The sequence below is a fragment of the Streptococcus sp. 2022WUSS083 genome, assembly GCF_044427155.1.
GTDB lineage: Bacteria > Bacillota > Bacilli > Lactobacillales > Streptococcaceae > Streptococcus > Streptococcus hashimotonensis.
Genome location: NZ_JAOTGK010000005.1, coordinates 37,757 through 56,742, shown reverse-complemented (window position 1 = coordinate 56,742; position 18,986 = coordinate 37,757). Strand labels below are relative to the sequence as shown.

Genomic DNA, 18,986 nt, shown 5'->3' with positions numbered 1-18,986 from the left:
TTTTATTCTTATGTAAAAGTGGTATAATAGTAGTGATTGTATAAGGAGAAAAGTATGTCGGTAGTAGGAAAAGCAAATGGGAAAATCATTTTGATGGGAGAGCATGCGGTGGTCTATGGGCAACCAGCAATTGCTATGCCTTTTTCTGCTGTTGAAATTATTGCTCAGGTAACTGCTCAAGGGGAAGCGCTGACTGTTGCTTGTGACTTCTATGAAGGGCTGGTTCACAAGATGCCAAAAATCTGGGAAAGTCTCAAGCATGCCATTCGTTTTTCGCTCTATCGTATTGGTGCGCCGACAGACCCAGCGATCCATATTGAGATTAGTTCCACCATTCCTGCCGAGCGAGGCATGGGTTCCAGTGCAGCTGTGGCAGTTGCAGTAGCACGCGCCCTCTTTGCCTACTATAAGAAAGAACTGACCGACAGCGAACTCTGGGACGTCGTCCAATCTTCGGAAAAAATTGCTCACGGCAATCCATCAGGCATAGATGCGGCGACCACCAGCGGCAAGTCCCCCGTCTTCTTTATCAAGCACCAGCCCATCGAACCCTTGGAGCTGAAACTCCGTTCCCACTTGGTAGTGGCTGATACAGGCGTGACGGGAAACACCTTAGAAGCCATTTCAGACGTGGCGGATTTGTTGGAGAAAAAGCCAGAGGCTATCAAGCTAGTAGAAGAACTGGGTAACTTGACCCGACAGGCCAAGGAAGATTTAGCCACAGACCAGGCAGAGCTTCTAGGCAGCAGAATGAACCAAGCTCATGCCCTTCTGCAAAAATTAGGCGTGTCTGATCCTAGCCTGGATAAGCTAGTCAGCCTTGCCCAAGAAAATGGAGCTCTCGGAGCCAAATTAACTGGTGGCGGCCGAGGTGGCTGCATGATTGCCCTGGCAAGAACAGCCCAGGATGCCCAAAATCTTGCACACATCCTTGACCAAGCAGGTGCCCGCCAAACCTGGATACAGTACTTAGGAGAAACCAATGACTAAACAAACAGGCATAGCTCGTGCCCATACCAATATTGCCTTGATTAAATACTGGGGAAAACGAGATAAGGAATTATTCCTACCCATGAATTCCAGTCTATCTCTGACCCTTGACGCATTTTATACTGATACCAAGGTCGTTTTTGACCCAGAATTAACTGCTGATGAGTTCTATCTCAACGGAATCTTACAAAAAGAAAAAGAAATTTTAAAAATTTCTCGATTTTTGGATTTGTTTTGCGAATATATAGGTGAAAGGGCATTTGCCCGAGTGGAAAGTCTAAATTTTGTTCCGACTGCGGCTGGTTTGGCCAGCTCAGCATCAGCCTTCGCAGCACTTGCACTTGCAACCGCAACTGCCTTGGATTTAGATTTGTCACCAGCCACCCTATCAACCCTTGCTCGCAGGGGTTCTGGCTCTAGCACACGTAGCCTATTCGGTGGATTTGTCGAGTGGGATATGGGAACGGGTTCGGAAGATTCTATGGCTCATCCCATTGACGATGCCGATTGGGATATTGCCATGGTCGTCTTAGCCGTCAACACTGGACCGAAAAAGATTGCCAGCCGAGAGGGAATGGACCACACGGTTGCTACCTCGCCATTTTATTCCGCCTGGGTAGAAACCGCCAAACAAGACTTGGTGGACATCAAGGCAGCTATTGCCGGCCGTGATTTTGAAAAACTTGGTCAAATCACAGAACACAACGGCATGAAAATGCATGCAACGACGCTTTCTGCCAATCCGCCATTTACCTACTGGTCAGCGGATAGTCTAGTGGCCCAAGAAGCAGTCCGTCAGGTTCGTGAGGAAAGTGGCTTATCAGCCTACATGACTATGGATGCAGGACCGAATGTCAAGGTCCTCTGCCGGGCAAGTCAAATGGATGAGCTAGTAGCTGAATTGGCCAAAGTCTTCCCAAGAGAGAAAATCATTACCAGCAAGCCTGGTCCTGCTGCCTACGTCCTCAGCGAAGACGAGTGGCAGGCTTCGCAAGCAACGTTTGAGAAGGGCTTGTAGCATGAAAGTACAAGTAAAGATACCTGGAAAACTCTTTCTAGCAGGGGAATACGCAGTTGTCGAGGCAGGCTATCCCGCAGTGATTGCGGCCCTTGACCAATACCTGACTGTCACCATTGAAACAAGTGACCACGGTCTTCTTCACTCCAGCCAGCAAGCAGACCTCTATCTGACCTGGGAGCGTCAGGAAGGTGTCGTTCATGTCCAAGGTGACCATCCTTATGCTCTGATTGAGACAGCCATGCAGGTGACAGAAGCCTATCTGACAGCCAAAGGTCAGTCCTGTCAAGCAACCTACAGCCTAGCGGTCCAATCTGATCTGGATGACCAGACTTCAGGTGCCAAGTATGGCTTGGGGTCGTCAGGGGCAGTGACGGTTGCGACGGTCAAGGCCCTGCTAACCTACTACGGTCACCGACCAGATGCCCTCCTGACCTACAAGCTGGCAGCTTTGGCCCAGACCAAGCTAGGTATGACGGGGTCCTTCGGTGACTTGGCGGCTTCCAGTTTTGGTGGTTTAATCGCCTATCATTCCCTGGACCGTTCTTGGCTTTTAGGGAAAATGGCAGAGCTGTCCCTGCTTGATCTGGTAGAAAGTGATTGGCAGGGTTTGTTCATCAGCTCCATCCAGCTACCTGAAGGCTTAGACCTCTTGGTTGGTTGGACAGGGTCGGCGGCTTCGACAGATCGATTGGTTTCCCAGATGGAAAGCCAAAAAAGTCAGGCAGAAAAAGAGCACATTCATAGCCAGTTTCTAGCCGACTCCAAGACCTGTGTAGAGCAGTTGATAGTAGCTTGTCAGACAAATGACTCAGCGTCAGTAAGACAGGCCATTGCTCAAAACCGCAAGCTCTTACAAGACTTTGCGAGAAGGATGGGCTTGGTCATTGAAACGCCTCGACTGAGCCAACTCTGTGACCTGGTCCAGACTTATGGAGCGGTGGCCAAATCATCTGGTGCAGGCGGTGGTGACTGCGGCATTTGCTTGGTAGACAGTAAGGAACAAAAAGTAGCGATTGAGAAGGCTTGGCAACAAGCCGGCATTCTTCCACTCCAACTAAAGATCACAAGTAGAGAATAAGGAGAACCCTATGTTTTATCTAGGAGAATTTGGTTTAGACCGCAAGGATCAACACGTTGGCTTGGCCAACCAGCAATATAGTGCCACACCGGCCAAGGACTTTACGGAGACCTTGTTTGTCCATCATTCCCTACCTCAAACCAAGGTGGATGAAGTGGATATTTCGACCAGTGTAGCTGGTTTGGACTTTGCCTTTCCTTTCTTCATCAATGCTATGACTGGTGGAAGCAAAAAGACGCGAGAAATCAATCGCCTCTTGGGAATTATGGGGCATTTTGGGAAGATTGCTCTGGCTTCAGGTTCGGTTAGTGCGGCGATCAAGGATCCGTCAGTTGCGGAAACCTTCTCCGTTATGCGTCGGGAAAATCCTTATGGCATTATTTTTGCCAATCTAGGTGCCCACCACAGTGTTGAGAATGCCAAGCGGGCGGTGGATTTGTTGGAGGCCAATGCCATCCAAATCCATGTCAATGCACCCCAGGAGATTGTCATGCCTGAGGGAGACCGTGATTTTACCATGTGGTTGAAGAATATTGAAACCCTAGTGCGGGAGATGGAAGTACCGGTCATCGTCAAGGAAGTTGGTTTTGGCATGAGCCGAGAAACGGTTGCCCAGCTGGCTTCTGTCGGTGTCACGACCATTGATGTGTCTGGGACTGGGGGGACGGATTTCGCCAAGATTGAAAATGCCCGTCGGACCTTCAATGATTATGCCTATTTAGAAGGTTGGGGGCAGTCAACTGTGACATCCTTGGTGGAAGCCATGTCTGTTCCTGAAGAAGTTCGCCCAAGTCTGATTGCATCTGGTGGTATTAAGACACCACTAGATATTGTCAAATCATTGGCCCTCGGTGCAGACCTTGTTGGTATGTCCAATCATTTCCTTCAGTATGTCAAGGATGGTAAGGGGCATCGTTTTGATGACGGCCTGCAGGCTATTAAGACTTATCAATGGCAGATGGCTGAAATCATGACCATGCTGGGTGCTAAGAATATTGCGGAACTCCGTCAGAAAGATTTGGTCTTGGCTCCAAATGTACAAAACTGGTGCGAAGCGCGTGGGATTGACTGGAAAGCCTATGCCCGTCGGTCACAATTAATAAAATAAATAGGTACGTTAGAGGTAGAAACTAGATGATTTCTACCTTTTTCTGCATATTTATGATAAAATAAATGAAAATTTAGAAGAGGTGTTCAGATGAAAGCTATTGTTACAGTTGTCGGTAAGGACAAGTCAGGAATTGTTGCTGGTGTTGCAACTAAGATTGCGGAGTTGGGACTCAATATTGATGATATTTCTCAGACTGTTTTGGATGAGTATTTTACCATGATGGCGGTGGTGTCATCAGATGAGAAGAAAGATTTCACCAAGCTTCGTGCAGAACTAGAAGCCTACGGTCAGGCTTTGAATGTAAAAATCAACATTCAAAGTGCGGCGATTTTTGATGCCATGCACAACTTGTAAGGAGAGATTCCATGGATATTAGACAGGTTAGAGAAACCATTGAAATGATTGAGGAGCAGAATTTCGATATTCGGACCATCACCATGGGAATTTCCCTCTTGGACTGTATTGATGCGGATATTGAAAAAGCTGCGGAGAAAGTGTATACCAAAATTGTCACCAAGGCCAAGAACTTGGTAGCAGTCGGCGATGAGATTGCGGCAGAATTGGGTATTCCCATTGTCAACAAACGGGTATCGGTGACGCCTATTGCTTTGATTGGGGCGGCGACAGATGCCACGGATTATCTTCCCCTGGCTCATGCCTTGGACAAGGCGGCTCATGAGATCGGCATCGATTTTATCGGAGGTTTTTCAGCTCTCGCTCAAAAGGGCTACCAAAAAGGTGATGAAATCCTCATCAACTCCATTCCGCAGGCATTGGCCCAAACCTCTAAGGTCTGCTCGTCAGTCAATATCGGCTCGACCAAGACGGGTATCAATATGACGGCTGTGCGGGACATGGGGCGGATCATCAAGGAGACGGCGGAGGCTTCTGATATGGGGGCGGCCAAGCTGGTGGTCTTTGCCAATGCGGTCGAGGACAATCCTTTCATGGCTGGTGCCTTCCATGGTGTCGGCGAGGCGGATGTGGTTATCAATGTCGGTGTGTCTGGGCCTGGTGTGGTCAAGCGTGCCCTTGAAAAAGTGCGTGGCGAGAGTTTTGATGTGGTGGCAGAAACCGTCAAAAAGACGGCCTTCAAGATTACCCGTATCGGTCAGTTGGTCGGCAATATGGCTAGCGAACGCCTGGGTGTCAAGTTCGGTATCGTGGACCTGTCCCTTGCCCCGACGCCAGCGGTTGGCGACTCAGTGGCACGGGTTTTGGAGGAAATGGGCTTAGAAACTGTAGGTACGCACGGAACGACCGCTGCCCTTGCTCTGCTCAATGACGCAGTGAAAAAGGGTGGAGTTATGGCCTGCAACCAAGTCGGTGGCTTGTCAGGTGCCTTTATCCCTGTGTCTGAGGACGAGGGCATGATTGCAGCGGTGCAAAATGGGTCGCTCAACCTTGAAAAATTGGAAGCTATGACGGCCATCTGTTCTGTAGGTTTGGATATGATTGCCATTCCAGAAACAACGCCTGCTGAAACTATCGCGGCTATGATTGCGGATGAGGCGGCCATTGGGGTTATCAACCAGAAAACCACTGCGGTCCGTATTATTCCACTTGGAAAAGAAGGGGACATGATTGAATTTGGTGGGCTTCTGGGAACAGCCCCTGTCATGAAGGTCAATCAGGCTTCGTCTGTGGATTTTATCAACCGTGGCGGACAAATTCCAGCACCGATTCATAGTTTTAAGAACTAAAAACGTAAACCGATTGCGACAAGCAGTCGGTTTTTTGCTATACTTAATAGTAAGAAAAGACAAGGAGAACACTATGGCAGATGTAAGATTATATATTTCTCGACATGGGAAAACCATGTTTAATACCATCGGGCGCGTGCAGGGCTGGTGTGATACACCGCTGACCAAGGCTGGTGAGGAAGGAATTCATGAATTGGGCTTGGGGCTCAAGGATGCAGGCATTGATTTTAAACTAGCCGTATCCAGTGACCTGGGGCGGACCGTTCAGACCATGACCATTGCCCAGCGTGAGTTGGGAATTTTAGGAAAAATCCCATATTACCAAGACAAGCGTATCCGTGAATGGTGCTTTGGTAGTTTCGAGGGCATGTATGATGCCGAGCTTTTCCAGGGTGTCCTGCCTCGTTTGAAAGGGACTCTTGATGCGACAGGCATGTCCTTTGCGGAAATCGCAGCAGGTATCCAAGAAGCAGATACCGCTGGTTGGGCAGAATCTTGGGAGGTCTTGAGCAATCGTATCCTGACAGGCTTTGAGGCCATCGCCCAAGACTTGGAAAAGCAGGGCGGTGGCAATGCCCTTGTAGTTAGTCACGGTATGACCATTGCAACCCTGGCCCATCTGTTGGAGCCAGAGCGTGGTGCCAATGTCTTCCTGGATAACGGCTCAATCACCGTCCTCAAATACGAAAATGGCAAGCTTTTAATTGAAGCAGTTGGCGACCTATCCTACCGCAAACGTGGAGCAGAATTGATTGCCCAAGGGAAATAAATGTGAAATGAAAACATGTATGTCATACGTTTTTTCTGATGTGTGACATACATGTTTTTTATATATGAAATCTAAGCTACATCATTTTAACTCTTTTCTACTAAAGATAAAGTAACTCAGATAAAGGTAGATGAGGGTAGCCATAAAGCTAACACCCATGGATAACCTTGAAATATGTTCCCCTTGTTGGAGGGAAAGGAATAGAAAATAATCTGTTGGTAATTTCATATGGAGTAGATTACTAGTAATGAGGTTGGAGATATTGTCAAAAAGAAGGCTAATTAAACTAAAGATAAGATAGGCTTGATTGACCTTGTTGGACTTGACAAATATCAGGACGGATAACAAAGAGACACAGATAAATAAAGGAGTTTGAGCAATAAAACTTTGTAGCATTTCTGCAACATCAATACGATCACCTAGAAGCAAGCCAACACTGCTACTCAATAAATAGGCTAGAAGGATATAAGCGAGATCTAGCACAAGGGTTGCTAAGACTTTATAGAAAAACACCCCTTTTCTTGTTTGTTGCTTGATAATAATATGATTGATGGTACGGTAAGTAAAATCTTCTCCAAAGAATAGGTTGGCTGGAACGATAAAAAATAGTGTGATAAATTGAGAAAGCAATTGAATAAGAGAGCTAGTGAAGTCTTCGTTGCCATGCAACAAAAAAGCGGATAAAAAGGACAGTAAAGCCAATATTCCCAATGAAATCGTTAATCTCTGTTCTTTTTGAATCTTAAATAAATCAGCTTTAAAGTAATGTATCATGCTCTTCTCCTTCTTGAATCAATGTCAGGTAATAATCTTCAAATGACATTTGTTGTTTAAAAATTTCTTTGACCTCAATCTCATGGTTTATCAAGAGATGAATGAGGCTCATAACATTCGTATCTGATGACAGACTGATATAATCCTTATCTATTTTGTAAGCGATGCCATGCTCTTCAAGGATAGTCAAGGTCTTAGGATGGTTGTTCGTTTGTAGATAGAGCTGTTCTTCTAGGGTTTGTTCAAGCTCTTGTTTTGAGAATTCTTTGACGATAAGGCCCTTATGCATAATAATGTATCGATCAACCACCATCTCAAGCTCTGATAGGATGTGACTGGAGATAAGGATGGTCATCCCATATTGATTTCGAAGATTTAAAATAATACTTCTCATCTCTTTGATTCCAACAGGGTCAAGACCATTAATCGGTTCGTCTAGGATTAAAAAATCAGGGTCATCTAGGATAGCTAATGCAATGGCTAAACGTTGACGCATTCCCAGTGAAAAATCTTTGGATTTTTTCTTAGGATCCACATCCTCTAAACCGACAATTGCTAATGTCTCTAAGATTTTTTCATCCGCTTGCTTGAGATTTAATTGCAGAGCCATGTAACGAAGATTATCGATCGCAGATAAATTAGGTTGTAGAGCAGGGGATTCAATTAAAGCTCCAATACGACAATCTTTTGAGCTAGTAATGGTACCTGAAGTTTGGGAAATGAGGCCCGATAACATTCTGAGAAGCGTTGTTTTCCCAGCACCATTTTCACCGACTAAGCCACAGATTTCACCTTTATTAATAGTTAAAGAAACCTGCTGAACGGCCTTTTGTTTCCCATATTGCTTTGATAATTCTTGGGTAGATAAGAGAGATGACATAACTACCTGCCTTTCTATAAAAAAATGATAAATCTATGATATACTAGATTCAAAAGTTAGCAAATTTCGTTACATAAATGTAACGCGTGGAGAATATAATGGGAACTTACGGAAAAATTTTTAAACTCATTCGTGAATCAAAAAATATGTCTCTAAAAGAAGTGGCAGGGGATTTCGTGACACCTGCTCAGTTATCACGCTTTGAAAACGGAAAGAGCAATCTTTCTGTAGATACATTTTTTTATTGCTTGAAACGGATGAATGTGGTAGAGGGCGAATTTTCTACCCTCTACCAGTCCTACTTTCAGATAGATAATTTGTTTTCATCAGAGGAATTTGTCCGTGCAGTTTATAGTCACAATGCTCAGTATATGGATAATAAAATTTTGTTCCATCAAGCAGAGTATGATAGAGATGGTCGTCCGTTTGATAGGGTAATGGTCGCGGCCTTTCATATCTTCAAGCAGCAATGGTGCGATCCTGATTATGATGTTTCTGAGGACGAAAAAGCTATTCTATCGGACTATTTAATGTCCATAGATGATTGGGGGAAATTCGAACTCTGGATTTTCGGAAATTGTAGCAGAGGTCTTCCTAGCAAGATGTTAGAAGTTCTGGGAATGGAAGTTCTCAATCGAACTAAGTTTTATATGGATATTACAGAAAACAGAGATAATGTCTATAAGGTGCTCATCAATATTTCGAGTAGCTTGTTAGATAGGGGAGAGGAGCTTGCTGCTATTCGCTTTCTCAAAATTCTTGACTCTGTCAATATCATGGAAAAGAATATGCGGGATCGCTTGCTGCTTAAACTCCTAAAAGCACGCTTGTCCTACATGAATGGAAATGATAATGGCCTAGAAATAATGAAGGAATGCCTACATATTGCCAAATTTTTAGATTGCTATGATTTAATCCACCAAATCAATAAGGAAATTGAGAAAGTTACAGATATGTAATGAATTTTAAGTGGCTCGCCATTTCCTGTAAGATAGTACTTGTAAGTTTTACAACTTTACAAAACGATGTTTATTTATCTTGGAGGAAATAATGATGAAGAAATTACTTGTTTTAGGTGCTCTTGCAATGCTAGGTTTTGTAACTTTTGGGCTTCTAACAACTAATAGCAGTTCAGCAAGTGCTGAAACGGAGGGCAAGGTAGTTCTGTTTGGGAAAGTCGATTTTTCAGATGATGAAGAACAGGACACGGATGAGGAAAGGGAAGAAGTAGCGACAGAGAGCGATGATGCTAGCTGGCTTGAAAACTTTATCACGACACATAAAACACCATTTTCTAAAACAATCAAGAAATGAAATCAGGGAGTTTTCTCTGATTTTTTTGATTGAAGGAAAAACGCTCTCGGTCCTCAGACTGATTTTTAGCACTCTAGGTGAAAGAGTGCTAATTTTTTGTCTTTTCCTCTTGACAATCCATTTTTTCGGCGTATAATGGGAGTATAAAGTTTAGCACTCATCGTTATAGAGTGCTAAAAATATAAAAATCAACAGTGTTCATGAAAGGAGCGGAGATGATTACCCAACGTCAAAATGATATTTTGAATCTGATTGTTGAATTGTTTACGCGTCATCATGAGCCAGTTGGTTCTAAAGCCTTACAGGAGATGATTGCTTCTAGTTCGGCTACCATTCGCAATGATATGGCTAAGCTAGAGCAACTGGGCTTGCTAGAAAAGGCCCACACGTCAAGTGGTCGGATGCCCAGTCGGGCTGGTTTTCAATACTTTGTCAACCACTCGCTCAACTTGGAACACATCAATGAAGAAGATGTTTATCAGGTAGTCAAGGCCTTCGATTTTGAAGCCTTCAAGTTGGAAGACATCTTGGAGCGGGCCAGTACAGTCCTAGCGGATTTGACAGGCTACACTTCGGTCATCTTAGATGTGGAGCCGACCAGTCAGCAGTTGACTTCCTTTGACATCGTGCAACTCAGTAGCCACGATGCTCTGGCAGTCTTGACCTTGGATCAGTCCAAACCTGTTACCGTCCAGTTTGCCATTCCCAAGAACTTTTTGACCAGGGACTTGGAAGTGCTCAAACGCCTGGTGGATGAACGCTTCGTTGACCAGACGGTCTTGGCAATCCACTACAAGCTGCGGACGGAGATTCCCCAAGTGGTGCAGCGTTACTTTACCACGACGGACAATGTCTTGGATCTGATGGACTACATCTTTTCCAACCTCTTCCAAGAATCAGTCTTTATCAGTGGAAAGGTCGCTTCGCTGACCTATGGCAATCTCGCCACCTATCAGCTCTTGGATAGCCCACAGTTCTTAGCGCCAGAGTTGCGGCAGGGTTTGGGACCAAACCAGCAGACCAGCATTTCTGTGGCGGAACATAGGGATCCTGCCCTAGCTGATGTGACAGTCATTCATCATCGCTTTCCAATCCCCTATCGGGGTATGGCCCAGATGAGTTTGCTTGGTCCTGTTGACATGGACTATCGTAGGCAGATGAGCTTAATCAACATCATCAGCCGCGTCCTATTTATGAAATTAACCGATTACTACAGATATTTAAGTAGTAATCATTATGAAGTCAATTAGAAGGAGAATGCTTTGTCAGAAGAAATCAAAAACGAAGAAATCGTAGAAGAGGTTGAAACAACAGAAGAAGTTGTCGAAGCTCCTGAAAAATCAGAATTGGACTTGGCAAATGAGCGTGCAGAGGAATTTGAAAACAAGTACCTCCGTGCCCATGCTGAAATGCAAAATATCCAACGCCGTGCCAACGAGGAACGCCAAACCATTCAGCGTTACCGTTCGCAAGACTTGGCTAAGAAAATCTTGCCGAGCTTGGATAACTTGGAGCGTGCCCTTCAAGTCGAAGGTTTGACAGAAGATGTCAAAAAAGGCTTGGAAATGGTACAGGAAAGCTTGATTCAAGCCCTCAAAGAAGAAGGGGTAGAAGAAGTCGCAACAGATGTCTTTGACCCAAATCTTCACATGGCTATTCAAACTGTTCCAGCCACAGACGACTGCCCAGCAGAACACATCGCTCAAGTCTTCCAAAAAGGCTACAAGTTGCATGAACGCTTACTGAGACCTGCTATGGTAGTCGTATCAGAATAGTCGCTCTGCTATTTCCCAAAAAAGAAACTTGACCGAAATGTCGTTAAACTACTTGAAAAGAAAGTAAATTAAAAAGAGGTAAAACATATGTCTAAAATTATCGGTATTGACTTAGGTACAACAAACTCAGCAGTTGCAGTTCTTGAAGGAACTGAATCAAAAATCATCGCAAACCCAGAAGGAAACCGCACAACACCGTCTGTTGTGTCTTTCAAAAATGGTGAAATCATCGTTGGTGACGCGGCAAAACGCCAAGCAGTGACTAACCCAGATACCATTATCTCTATCAAATCAAAAATGGGAACTTCTGAAAAAGTTTCAGCAAACGGCAAAGAATACACTCCACAAGAAATCTCAGCAATGATCCTTCAATACTTGAAAGGCTACGCTGAAGAATACCTTGGTGAAAAAGTAACCAAAGCGGTTATCACTGTTCCAGCTTACTTCAACGATGCCCAACGTCAAGCAACAAAAGACGCTGGTAAAATCGCGGGTCTTGAAGTAGAACGTATTGTCAACGAGCCAACTGCAGCAGCCCTTGCTTACGGTTTGGATAAGACTGACAAAGACGAGAAAATCTTGGTATTCGACCTTGGTGGTGGTACTTTCGACGTATCTATCCTTGAACTCGGTGACGGTGTCTTTGACGTACTTGCAACAGCAGGTGACAATAAGCTCGGTGGTGACGATTTTGACCAAAAGATTATCGACCACATGGTAGCAGAATTCAAGAAAGAAAATGGCATCGACTTGTCAGCTGACAAGATGGCCCTTCAACGTTTGAAAGATGCGGCTGAAAAAGCGAAGAAAGACTTGTCAGGTGTAACATCAACTCAAATCAGCTTGCCGTTCATCACTGCAGGTGCAGCAGGTCCGCTTCACTTGGAAATGACATTGACTCGTGCGAAATTTGACGAATTGACTTACGACCTTGTAGAACGTACAAAAATTCCTGTTCGTCAAGCTCTTTCAGATGCTGGACTCAGCTTGTCAGAAATCGACGAAGTTATCCTTGTCGGTGGTTCAACTCGTATCCCAGCCGTTGTAGAAGCTGTTAAGGCTGAGACTGGTAAAGAGCCAAACAAATCTGTGAACCCTGATGAAGTTGTTGCTATGGGTGCGGCAATCCAAGGTGGTGTCATCACTGGTGATGTCAAAGACGTTGTTCTTCTTGACGTAACACCATTGTCACTTGGTATCGAAACAATGGGTGGTGTATTTACAAAACTTATCGACCGCAACACAACTATCCCAACTTCTAAATCACAAGTCTTCTCAACTGCGGCAGACAACCAGCCAGCTGTTGATATCCACGTGCTTCAAGGTGAGCGTCCAATGGCAGCAGACAACAAGACTCTTGGTCGCTTCCAATTGACTGACATCCCTGCAGCACCTCGTGGTATTCCACAAATCGAAGTAACATTTGACATCGACAAGAACGGTATTGTTTCTGTAAAAGCCAAAGACCTTGGTACGCAAAAAGAGCAAACCATCGTTATCCAGTCTAACTCAGGTTTGACAGATGAAGAAATCGACCGCATGATGAAAGATGCAGAAGCAAACGCTGAAGCAGATAAGAAACGTAAGGAAGAAGTTGACCTTCGTAACGATGTTGACCAAGCAATCTTTGCGACTGAGAAAACTCTGAAAGAAACTGAAGGCAAAGGCTTCGACGCAGAACGTGACCAAGCTCAAGCAGCTCTTGACGAGTTGAAAGCAGCTCAAGAGGCTAACAACTTGGACGACATGAAAGCGAAACTTGAAAACCTCAATGAAAAAGCTCAAGCTCTTGCAGTGAAACTCTACGAGCAAGCCGCAGCAGCACAACAAGCAGCCGCAGGCCAAGAAGGCGCCCAAACAGCTAACAACGCAGGCGATGATGTCGTAGACGGCGAGTTTACTGAAAAGTAACACACCAAAACTGATGGCTACTAAAAGTAGCTCATCAGTTAACGGTTACCGCTATTGCGGCTAACCTAGGTGTCTTACTAGCTCGAAAACAAAGTATTATCGACTTTGTTTTCTCACGTCGTAAATGGTTCAGGAGACCTTTTTATCCCGAGCTTCGAAATTCTTCACTAGGCTTTGTTAACTCTCCTCGATGAACTCTAGTTCAATCTTCGTCCAGTTGCCTAGCCTAGTCTTGAATTTCTTTGAGTATCTAGGGTTTGGAAAATCATTTTTTCCGAAGTTCTTAGCTCGAACTCAATTCTCATCTTCTCGAGAATAGAAATCATTCGTCAATAAAATTTCCAATCACAGAGGTTGCAACCCAGCCTCTGTTTTTGGGTAAATACCCTTCTAACTTTTACAGAATTGAATACGCCTACGACTCTATGAAAAAGTCAAAAAGTCTGGGGATAGACTTTTTGAGGAATACCTGTCGCTTATTATTTTTGTGCGACAGGGCTGAAAGTGTTCCACCGGACACTTTCACTCCTTATTTTTCTTTGAGTCGCTTAACGGCTTAATATCTTCATAGAAAGGAAAGTGTTCGTAATCGAACACGGGCTACTTTCAACATTTCAAAGAAAGGAATACAAGTTCGGTAATTCGAACACGGGCTACGGACTGTACCAAAAAGATAGTTTTTCCTAGGACGGTGGCGTCCTGCGTCAAAACTCCTATTTTGGCTGTGTCCGCTTAACGCCTTTTGTATCATAAACTATGAACAATACAGAATATTACGATCGTCTGGGCGTTTCTAAGAGCGCTTCTCAGGACGAGATTAAGAAGGCTTATCGGAAGCTTTCAAAGAAATACCATCCAGATATTAACAAGGATCCGGGTGCGGAGGATAAATACAAGGAGGTCCAAGAGGCTTATGAAACCTTGAGCGATCCGCAAAAACGGTCTGCCTATGACCAGTATGGTCCTGCTGGAGCAAACGGTGGCTTCGGCGGAGGAGCAGGAGGCTTTGGTGGTTTCGACGGAGCAGGTTTCGGTGGCTTTGAAGACATTTTCTCTAGCTTCTTTGGTGGAGGTGGTGCGACGCGCAATCCTAATGCACCTCGTCAAGGGGATGACTTGCAGTATGCGGTCAACTTGAAGTTTGAAGAAGCGATTTTTGGTGTGGAACGTGAAGTTTCCTATAACCGTGAGGCAACTTGTCGAACCTGTACAGGTTCAGGTGCCAAACCTGGAACAAGTCCAGTAACCTGTGGGCGTTGTCATGGTTCTGGAGTGATCAATGTGGACACCCAAACTCCACTTGGAACCATGCGCCGTCAAATGACCTGTGATGTCTGTCATGGTCGCGGAAAACAAATCAAAGACCCATGTACAACCTGTCATGGAACTGGTCATGAAAAACAAGCCCATACTGTGACGGTTAAGGTGCCAGCTGGTGTGGAAACTGGTCAACGTATTCGCTTGGCAGGTCAAGGTGAAGCTGGTTTCAATGGAGGTCCTTACGGAGATCTCTACGTTGTCATTCAGGTCCAACCTTCAGACAAGTTTGAACGTGAAGGGACCACTATTCACTATAAACTGAACCTCAACTTTGTCCAAGCAGCACTTGGAGATACAGTTCATGTGCCAACGGTTCACGGTGATGTGGATATGGTCATTCCTGAAGGTACCCAGACTGGTAAGACCTTCCGACTCAAAGGAAAAGGTGCCCCAAGTGTTCGTGGTGGAGCTATTGGTGATCAATATGTCACAGTAAATATCGTCACTCCGACAGGTTTGAATGACCGCCAAAAAGCAGCTCTTAAAGAATTCGCGGCAGCAGGAAATATTGATGTCAAGCCCCATAAAAAAGGATTTTTTGACAAGGTAAAAGATGCCTTTGAGGAATTGTAATTTGTTTTGAACAAACATTCAAAATCAGTAAGCCCAGCTTGCTGATTTTTTAGGCTCTATAATAGAAGTGCTAGTAGTGGGGTTGAAATTTACAGGGAAATATGTCAGAATAGCTATAATAAGGAGTTTATATGAAAAGGAGATATTATGGCTGGTTCAAAAATATTAAAGGCAATCGAGCTATTTAGGGAAGAACAAGGGATTAAGCTAGCTACAAAGAATTTTCTAGAGCAAGTTTATAAGGGGACAAATGTTACCATGGATCAGATATCTGGCTTGGTTGATGATGAAGACTTGGAGAACTTTGTTGAGCTAAAAATAGTGAATGAGGCTAGCTCCAGTTATGAGCAGATGAAGCAGAATTTATCAGAAGTATTTCAATTGTCGGAACTGGATGTTGAACATTATTTCCAATCGTATATGAAAGCTTATTATCTGAAGATAGCTAAGTTTTTTAACGAGTTAATTTTGGTGATTTTGAGTTTGATCATTCCAACGGTTGTTCAACTGTATTTTATTGATAAGTTTTCTGTACTTAGTGCAGTCTGGTTAACGATTCCTATTACTATTTTTAGCTTGATTCGTGAAAGTAATATCATGGATTTTTTAGCTTTGAAAAACAATCATAAAGGGATTGTAATCAAAGATTATTTCCGACACATTTTTAAAGGGAATTCCAAAAATAAAGCGTTAAACATTCTTCTAACACCTTTTTACTTGATACGATGGTTGCTGACAATTCTGCACTCTTTTATCTTTCAATACAAATTCCAACTCTTGTTTTATAGTGCTTTGCTCATCTTGCTGACCATAGGCTATAGACAGGTTTCTGGTATATTTACCCAACAAAAAGAAGTTCCTTCTCAAGCTGTACAATCTTCATCTACGATTGAAGAGGTTGAGTCCAAGAAAGAAGCTAAAAGTTTAGTTGTTGCTCCCGTTGCTGCGGGAGAAACGATTGAGATTGAGACAGCACAGGAAGTTTCTTTCCCAGCAGAAGGTCGGGATACAGTAACTGAGTCTGAAAATCTAAAAGAATATTCTTATACAGCACCTATTACAGGAAATTACTATCTTGAATTGGTTGGTTTAAAAGAAGGAAGTTACGTCAGTGTAGAAGTGCTGGATGAAGCGAATCAACAACTAGAAAGTTTTAGTTCAGGAGGCACAGTTGTAGAGTTGGATGCTGGAAAAGTGTACACCATCAAAACCAAACGTCAGTATTCAGATGTGACTTACAGTTTAAAATTAACTCTGGCTAAGGAAACAAGGGATATTTCTAAGGCAACCCTTGTAAAAGACTCGGTGACCTTTGCTGGTCAAACGAATGTCTATTCTTATATTGCTCCAAGAGAGGGTCTGTACCATCTGGGTCTAACAGAAGTTTTAGCTGATGCTGGTTTTTCTATCTATGTGTTGGATTCATATGGAAAAAAATTAGAGGCAAGTGGAAATTCCTATTCGGCATTTTATTTAAAGGAATCAGAGAACTATACAATTGGGGTTCGGCACCAAACCTATTCCTCCTTAAGTAGCTACACATTAAATATTGGGGTGCAGAAACCCTTGGAGAATATTACAAATTACACGCTGGTGAAGGATAGTATAGAATTTACAGATCAGGTCAATCACTATACTTTTACAGCACCGCGTAGCGGAGTATATGGCTTTGAATTGACTGATAAAATGGCGGATGCAGTCATGTCAGTAGTGATTAAAAATAGACTGAAGGAAAAAATAGGAGAAATCTCTTCTTATGAGTCAGCGATGGCAGTTACCTTAGAAAAAGATGAGGAATACTCAATCTTTGTTTACCAGGAGAAGGAAGTCAGTGATTATAGCCTTAAAATTGGCTATGCTAGTGATATGCGTAAGATTTCGCTAGACACTCTTTTATCAGCTGAAATGACCTTTACTAATGAGGTACATACCTATCAATTTATCCCAGATGCTACTGGTAGCTACTCTGTATCGGTGACAAATGACGTAGCTAGCCTACTTATTTTGGATGAATACCATAATCAGATTAGTGGTGACTATCAGGGCACGTTTGAGTTGGAAAAAGGAAAAAAATACACTATTCAACTGACGCAAGATGGGGATTTTGGAGAGTATGATATTGAGATTGTTGAAAAAGTGAATACGGATAACTAGGTTATAGTGAGGGTTGAAGGTATGAAAATCAGCAGGAAAAATGAACTTCTTGCTGATTTTTTACTTTCATGATAAGCTAATAAAAAATACAAGGAGATGCCTATGTGGAAAGATGCGACAGCCATGGCTCAGGCTGTCAATCAAAAACAAGTTTCTGCCAAGGAATTGGTGCAAGAAACCATTGACAGGATTGAAAAGCTCAATCCCGCCCTCAATGCGGTTGTCAGCAAGCAATATGAGGAAGCCCTGAAAGAAGCGGAGAAAGAAGACTACCTGGGCAAGCCATTTGCAGGAGTTCCTTTCTTGCTGAAGGATTTGGGGCAAAATGAAAAGGGGCAGCCATCTTCTGCAGGCTCTCGCCTGCTTGCTGGTCGGCCAGCAGGCCATACCGATACCTATGTTCAACGATTGAAGGACTTGGGCTTCATCATTGTCGGTCGGACCAACACGCCAGAATTCGGCTTCAAAAATATCTCAGATGCCAGCCTGCATGGTCCTGTCAATCTTCCCTTGGACCCCAGTCGCAATGCTGGTGGATCAAGTGGTGGTGCAGCCGCAGCACTGGCTTCAGGCATGGTTTCTATTGCTGCTGCATCGGATGGTGGTGGCTCAATTCGCATCCCAGCCTCCTTCAATGGCTTGATCGGACTCAAAACCAGTCGTGGTCGGATTCCAGTTGGTCCCAAGTCTTATCGTGGCTGGCAGGGGGCATCTGTCAATTTTGCCCTGACCAAGTCTGTCCGCGATACCCAGCGCCTACTTTACCATTTCCAGGACTATCAGCTGGAAGCCCCCTTTCCCCTTGCCAAGCTGAGCGAGGCGGAGGTGTTTGGAAAATTGTCTCGTCCCCTTAAAATAGCCTACTATAGCAAGTCTCCAGTAGGGAGCAAGGTCAGTCCTGAAGCGGTAGAAGCGGTTCAAAAAGCCTGTCATCACTTGGCTGACTTAGGGCATGAGCTGGTGGAGTTGTCAGAATATCCTCTGGATGGAGTGGCCCTGATGAAATCCTTCTACCTGATGAACAGCGTGGACACAGCCCAGATGTTTGACGATATCGAGGCAGCTTTTGGGCGCCAGATGACCTTGGATGACATGGAAGTCATGTCCTGGGCTATTTACCAAAGCGGGCAAACCATTCCAGCCAAATTGCACTCCAAGGCCCTCTTGGACTGGGACCAGTTTGGAGCCAGCATGGCGCGTTTCCATGAGGAATACGACTTGCTTCTGACACCGACGGTGGCTGATGTAGCGCCCAAGCATGGGCAATTTGGCCTGCCAGCAGATTTGCTGGACCGCCTCAAGCACACTCAGAATTATTCCATGGAAGAGCAGCAGGCCCTGATCTGGCAAATGTTCGAGGACAGCCTAGCCCTAACTCCCTTTACGCAGCAGGCCAATATTTGTGGTCAGCCAGCCATTTCTCTGCCAACTTATGTGCGGGCTGACGGCTTGCCAATCGGCATCCAATTGACAGCAGCCAAGGGACGAGAGGATTTACTCTTGCAGTTGGCAGACCAAATGGAGGCAGCAGGTTTACTCAACTTGTAAGGGAATTCATTTTTTCAGTTCAATTATTTGCCAAAACGTTTTCAAAATGTTAACCTGTAAAAGTT

The 18,986-nt window shown here is 44.3% G+C and carries 17 protein-coding genes; 15 read left to right on the top strand and 2 right to left on the bottom strand.

Annotated features, from left to right (window positions below; translation table 11 throughout):
• The first annotated feature begins 54 nt into the window (after positions 1 to 54).
• From mvk to ODU41_RS07535, 7 genes are all read left to right on the top strand, one after another.
• Positions 55 to 990: a mevalonate kinase gene (gene mvk / locus ODU41_RS07565; protein WP_074391403.1), complete on the top strand. Its 936-nt coding sequence runs from the start codon at positions 55 to 57 to the stop codon at positions 988 to 990.
• A complete protein-coding gene (gene mvaD, locus ODU41_RS07560; protein ID WP_074391404.1) occupies positions 983 to 2,008 on the top strand; it encodes a diphosphomevalonate decarboxylase in 1,026 nt (341 codons plus the stop codon). The genes mvk and mvaD overlap by 8 nt, the downstream gene beginning before the upstream one ends.
• Before the next feature lies 1 nt (position 2,009).
• Entirely contained in the window at positions 2,010 to 3,089 is a 1,080-nt protein-coding gene (locus ODU41_RS07555; RefSeq protein ID WP_074391405.1) for a phosphomevalonate kinase, read from the top strand.
• Between the two features lie 10 nt (positions 3,090 to 3,099).
• The gene (gene fni / locus ODU41_RS07550) at positions 3,100 to 4,197 is read left to right on the top strand and encodes a type 2 isopentenyl-diphosphate Delta-isomerase (protein ID WP_105115268.1); all 1,098 of its coding nucleotides are present in this window, start codon (positions 3,100 to 3,102) and stop codon (positions 4,195 to 4,197) included.
• Between the two features lie 90 nt (positions 4,198 to 4,287).
• The gene (locus tag ODU41_RS07545; protein ID WP_011921874.1) at positions 4,288 to 4,554 is read left to right on the top strand and encodes an ACT domain-containing protein; all 267 of its coding nucleotides are present in this window, start codon (positions 4,288 to 4,290) and stop codon (positions 4,552 to 4,554) included.
• 11 nt (positions 4,555 to 4,565) lie between these two features.
• Positions 4,566 to 5,903 (top strand): PFL family protein, encoded by a 1,338-nt coding sequence (locus ODU41_RS07540; protein WP_024389751.1) that lies wholly within the window; start codon positions 4,566 to 4,568, stop codon positions 5,901 to 5,903.
• A 73-nt stretch (positions 5,904 to 5,976) separates the two neighbouring features.
• A complete protein-coding gene (locus ODU41_RS07535; protein ID WP_398578847.1) occupies positions 5,977 to 6,672 on the top strand; it encodes a histidine phosphatase family protein in 696 nt (231 codons plus the stop codon).
• A gap of 81 nt (positions 6,673 to 6,753) precedes the next feature.
• Here ODU41_RS07535 and ODU41_RS07530 read toward each other — a convergent pair whose 3' ends face one another.
• Complete coding sequence (locus tag ODU41_RS07530) at positions 6,754 to 7,446, bottom strand: ABC transporter permease (RefSeq protein ID WP_238710727.1); 693 nt, start codon at positions 7,444 to 7,446, stop codon at positions 6,754 to 6,756.
• A complete protein-coding gene (locus ODU41_RS07525) occupies positions 7,430 to 8,326 on the bottom strand; it encodes an ATP-binding cassette domain-containing protein (RefSeq protein ID WP_100664731.1) in 897 nt (298 codons plus the stop codon). The genes ODU41_RS07530 and ODU41_RS07525 overlap by 17 nt, the downstream gene beginning before the upstream one ends.
• 98 nt (positions 8,327 to 8,424) lie before the next feature.
• On the opposite strand from ODU41_RS07525, the gene ODU41_RS07520 reads away from it, so the two are divergent.
• The 8 genes from ODU41_RS07520 (at position 8,425) to ODU41_RS07485 (ending at position 18,921) form a co-directional block, all read left to right on the top strand.
• Positions 8,425 to 9,285 carry an Rgg/GadR/MutR family transcriptional regulator gene (locus tag ODU41_RS07520; RefSeq protein ID WP_105095394.1) on the top strand — a complete coding sequence of 287 codons (861 nt, stop codon included), beginning with the start codon at positions 8,425 to 8,427 and terminating at the stop codon, positions 9,283 to 9,285.
• A gap of 91 nt (positions 9,286 to 9,376) precedes the next feature.
• The gene (locus ODU41_RS07515; RefSeq protein WP_024380110.1) at positions 9,377 to 9,640 is read left to right on the top strand and encodes a hypothetical protein; all 264 of its coding nucleotides are present in this window, start codon (positions 9,377 to 9,379) and stop codon (positions 9,638 to 9,640) included.
• Between the two features lie 215 nt (positions 9,641 to 9,855).
• Positions 9,856 to 10,890 (top strand): heat-inducible transcriptional repressor HrcA, encoded by a 1,035-nt coding sequence (hrcA, locus tag ODU41_RS07510; RefSeq protein ID WP_024410330.1) that lies wholly within the window; start codon positions 9,856 to 9,858, stop codon positions 10,888 to 10,890.
• Positions 10,891 to 10,902: 12 nt separating this feature from the next.
• Positions 10,903 to 11,415: a nucleotide exchange factor GrpE gene (gene grpE / locus ODU41_RS07505; RefSeq protein ID WP_024395523.1), complete on the top strand. Its 513-nt coding sequence runs from the start codon at positions 10,903 to 10,905 to the stop codon at positions 11,413 to 11,415.
• Positions 11,416 to 11,502: 87 nt separating this feature from the next.
• On the top strand, positions 11,503 to 13,326 hold the full coding sequence (gene dnaK, locus ODU41_RS07500) for a molecular chaperone DnaK (protein WP_024417547.1): 1,824 nt from the start codon (positions 11,503 to 11,505) through the stop codon (positions 13,324 to 13,326).
• A 756-nt stretch (positions 13,327 to 14,082) separates the two neighbouring features.
• Positions 14,083 to 15,219, top strand: a complete 1,137-nt coding sequence (gene dnaJ / locus ODU41_RS07495; protein WP_074391412.1) for a molecular chaperone DnaJ — start codon at positions 14,083 to 14,085, stop codon at positions 15,217 to 15,219.
• A gap of 147 nt (positions 15,220 to 15,366) precedes the next feature.
• Entirely contained in the window at positions 15,367 to 17,373 is a 2,007-nt protein-coding gene (locus ODU41_RS07490; RefSeq protein ID WP_074391413.1) for a hypothetical protein, read from the top strand.
• A 102-nt stretch (positions 17,374 to 17,475) separates the two neighbouring features.
• A complete protein-coding gene (locus tag ODU41_RS07485) occupies positions 17,476 to 18,921 on the top strand; it encodes an amidase (protein WP_398578846.1) in 1,446 nt (481 codons plus the stop codon).
• Positions 18,922 to 18,986 lie beyond the last annotated feature (65 nt).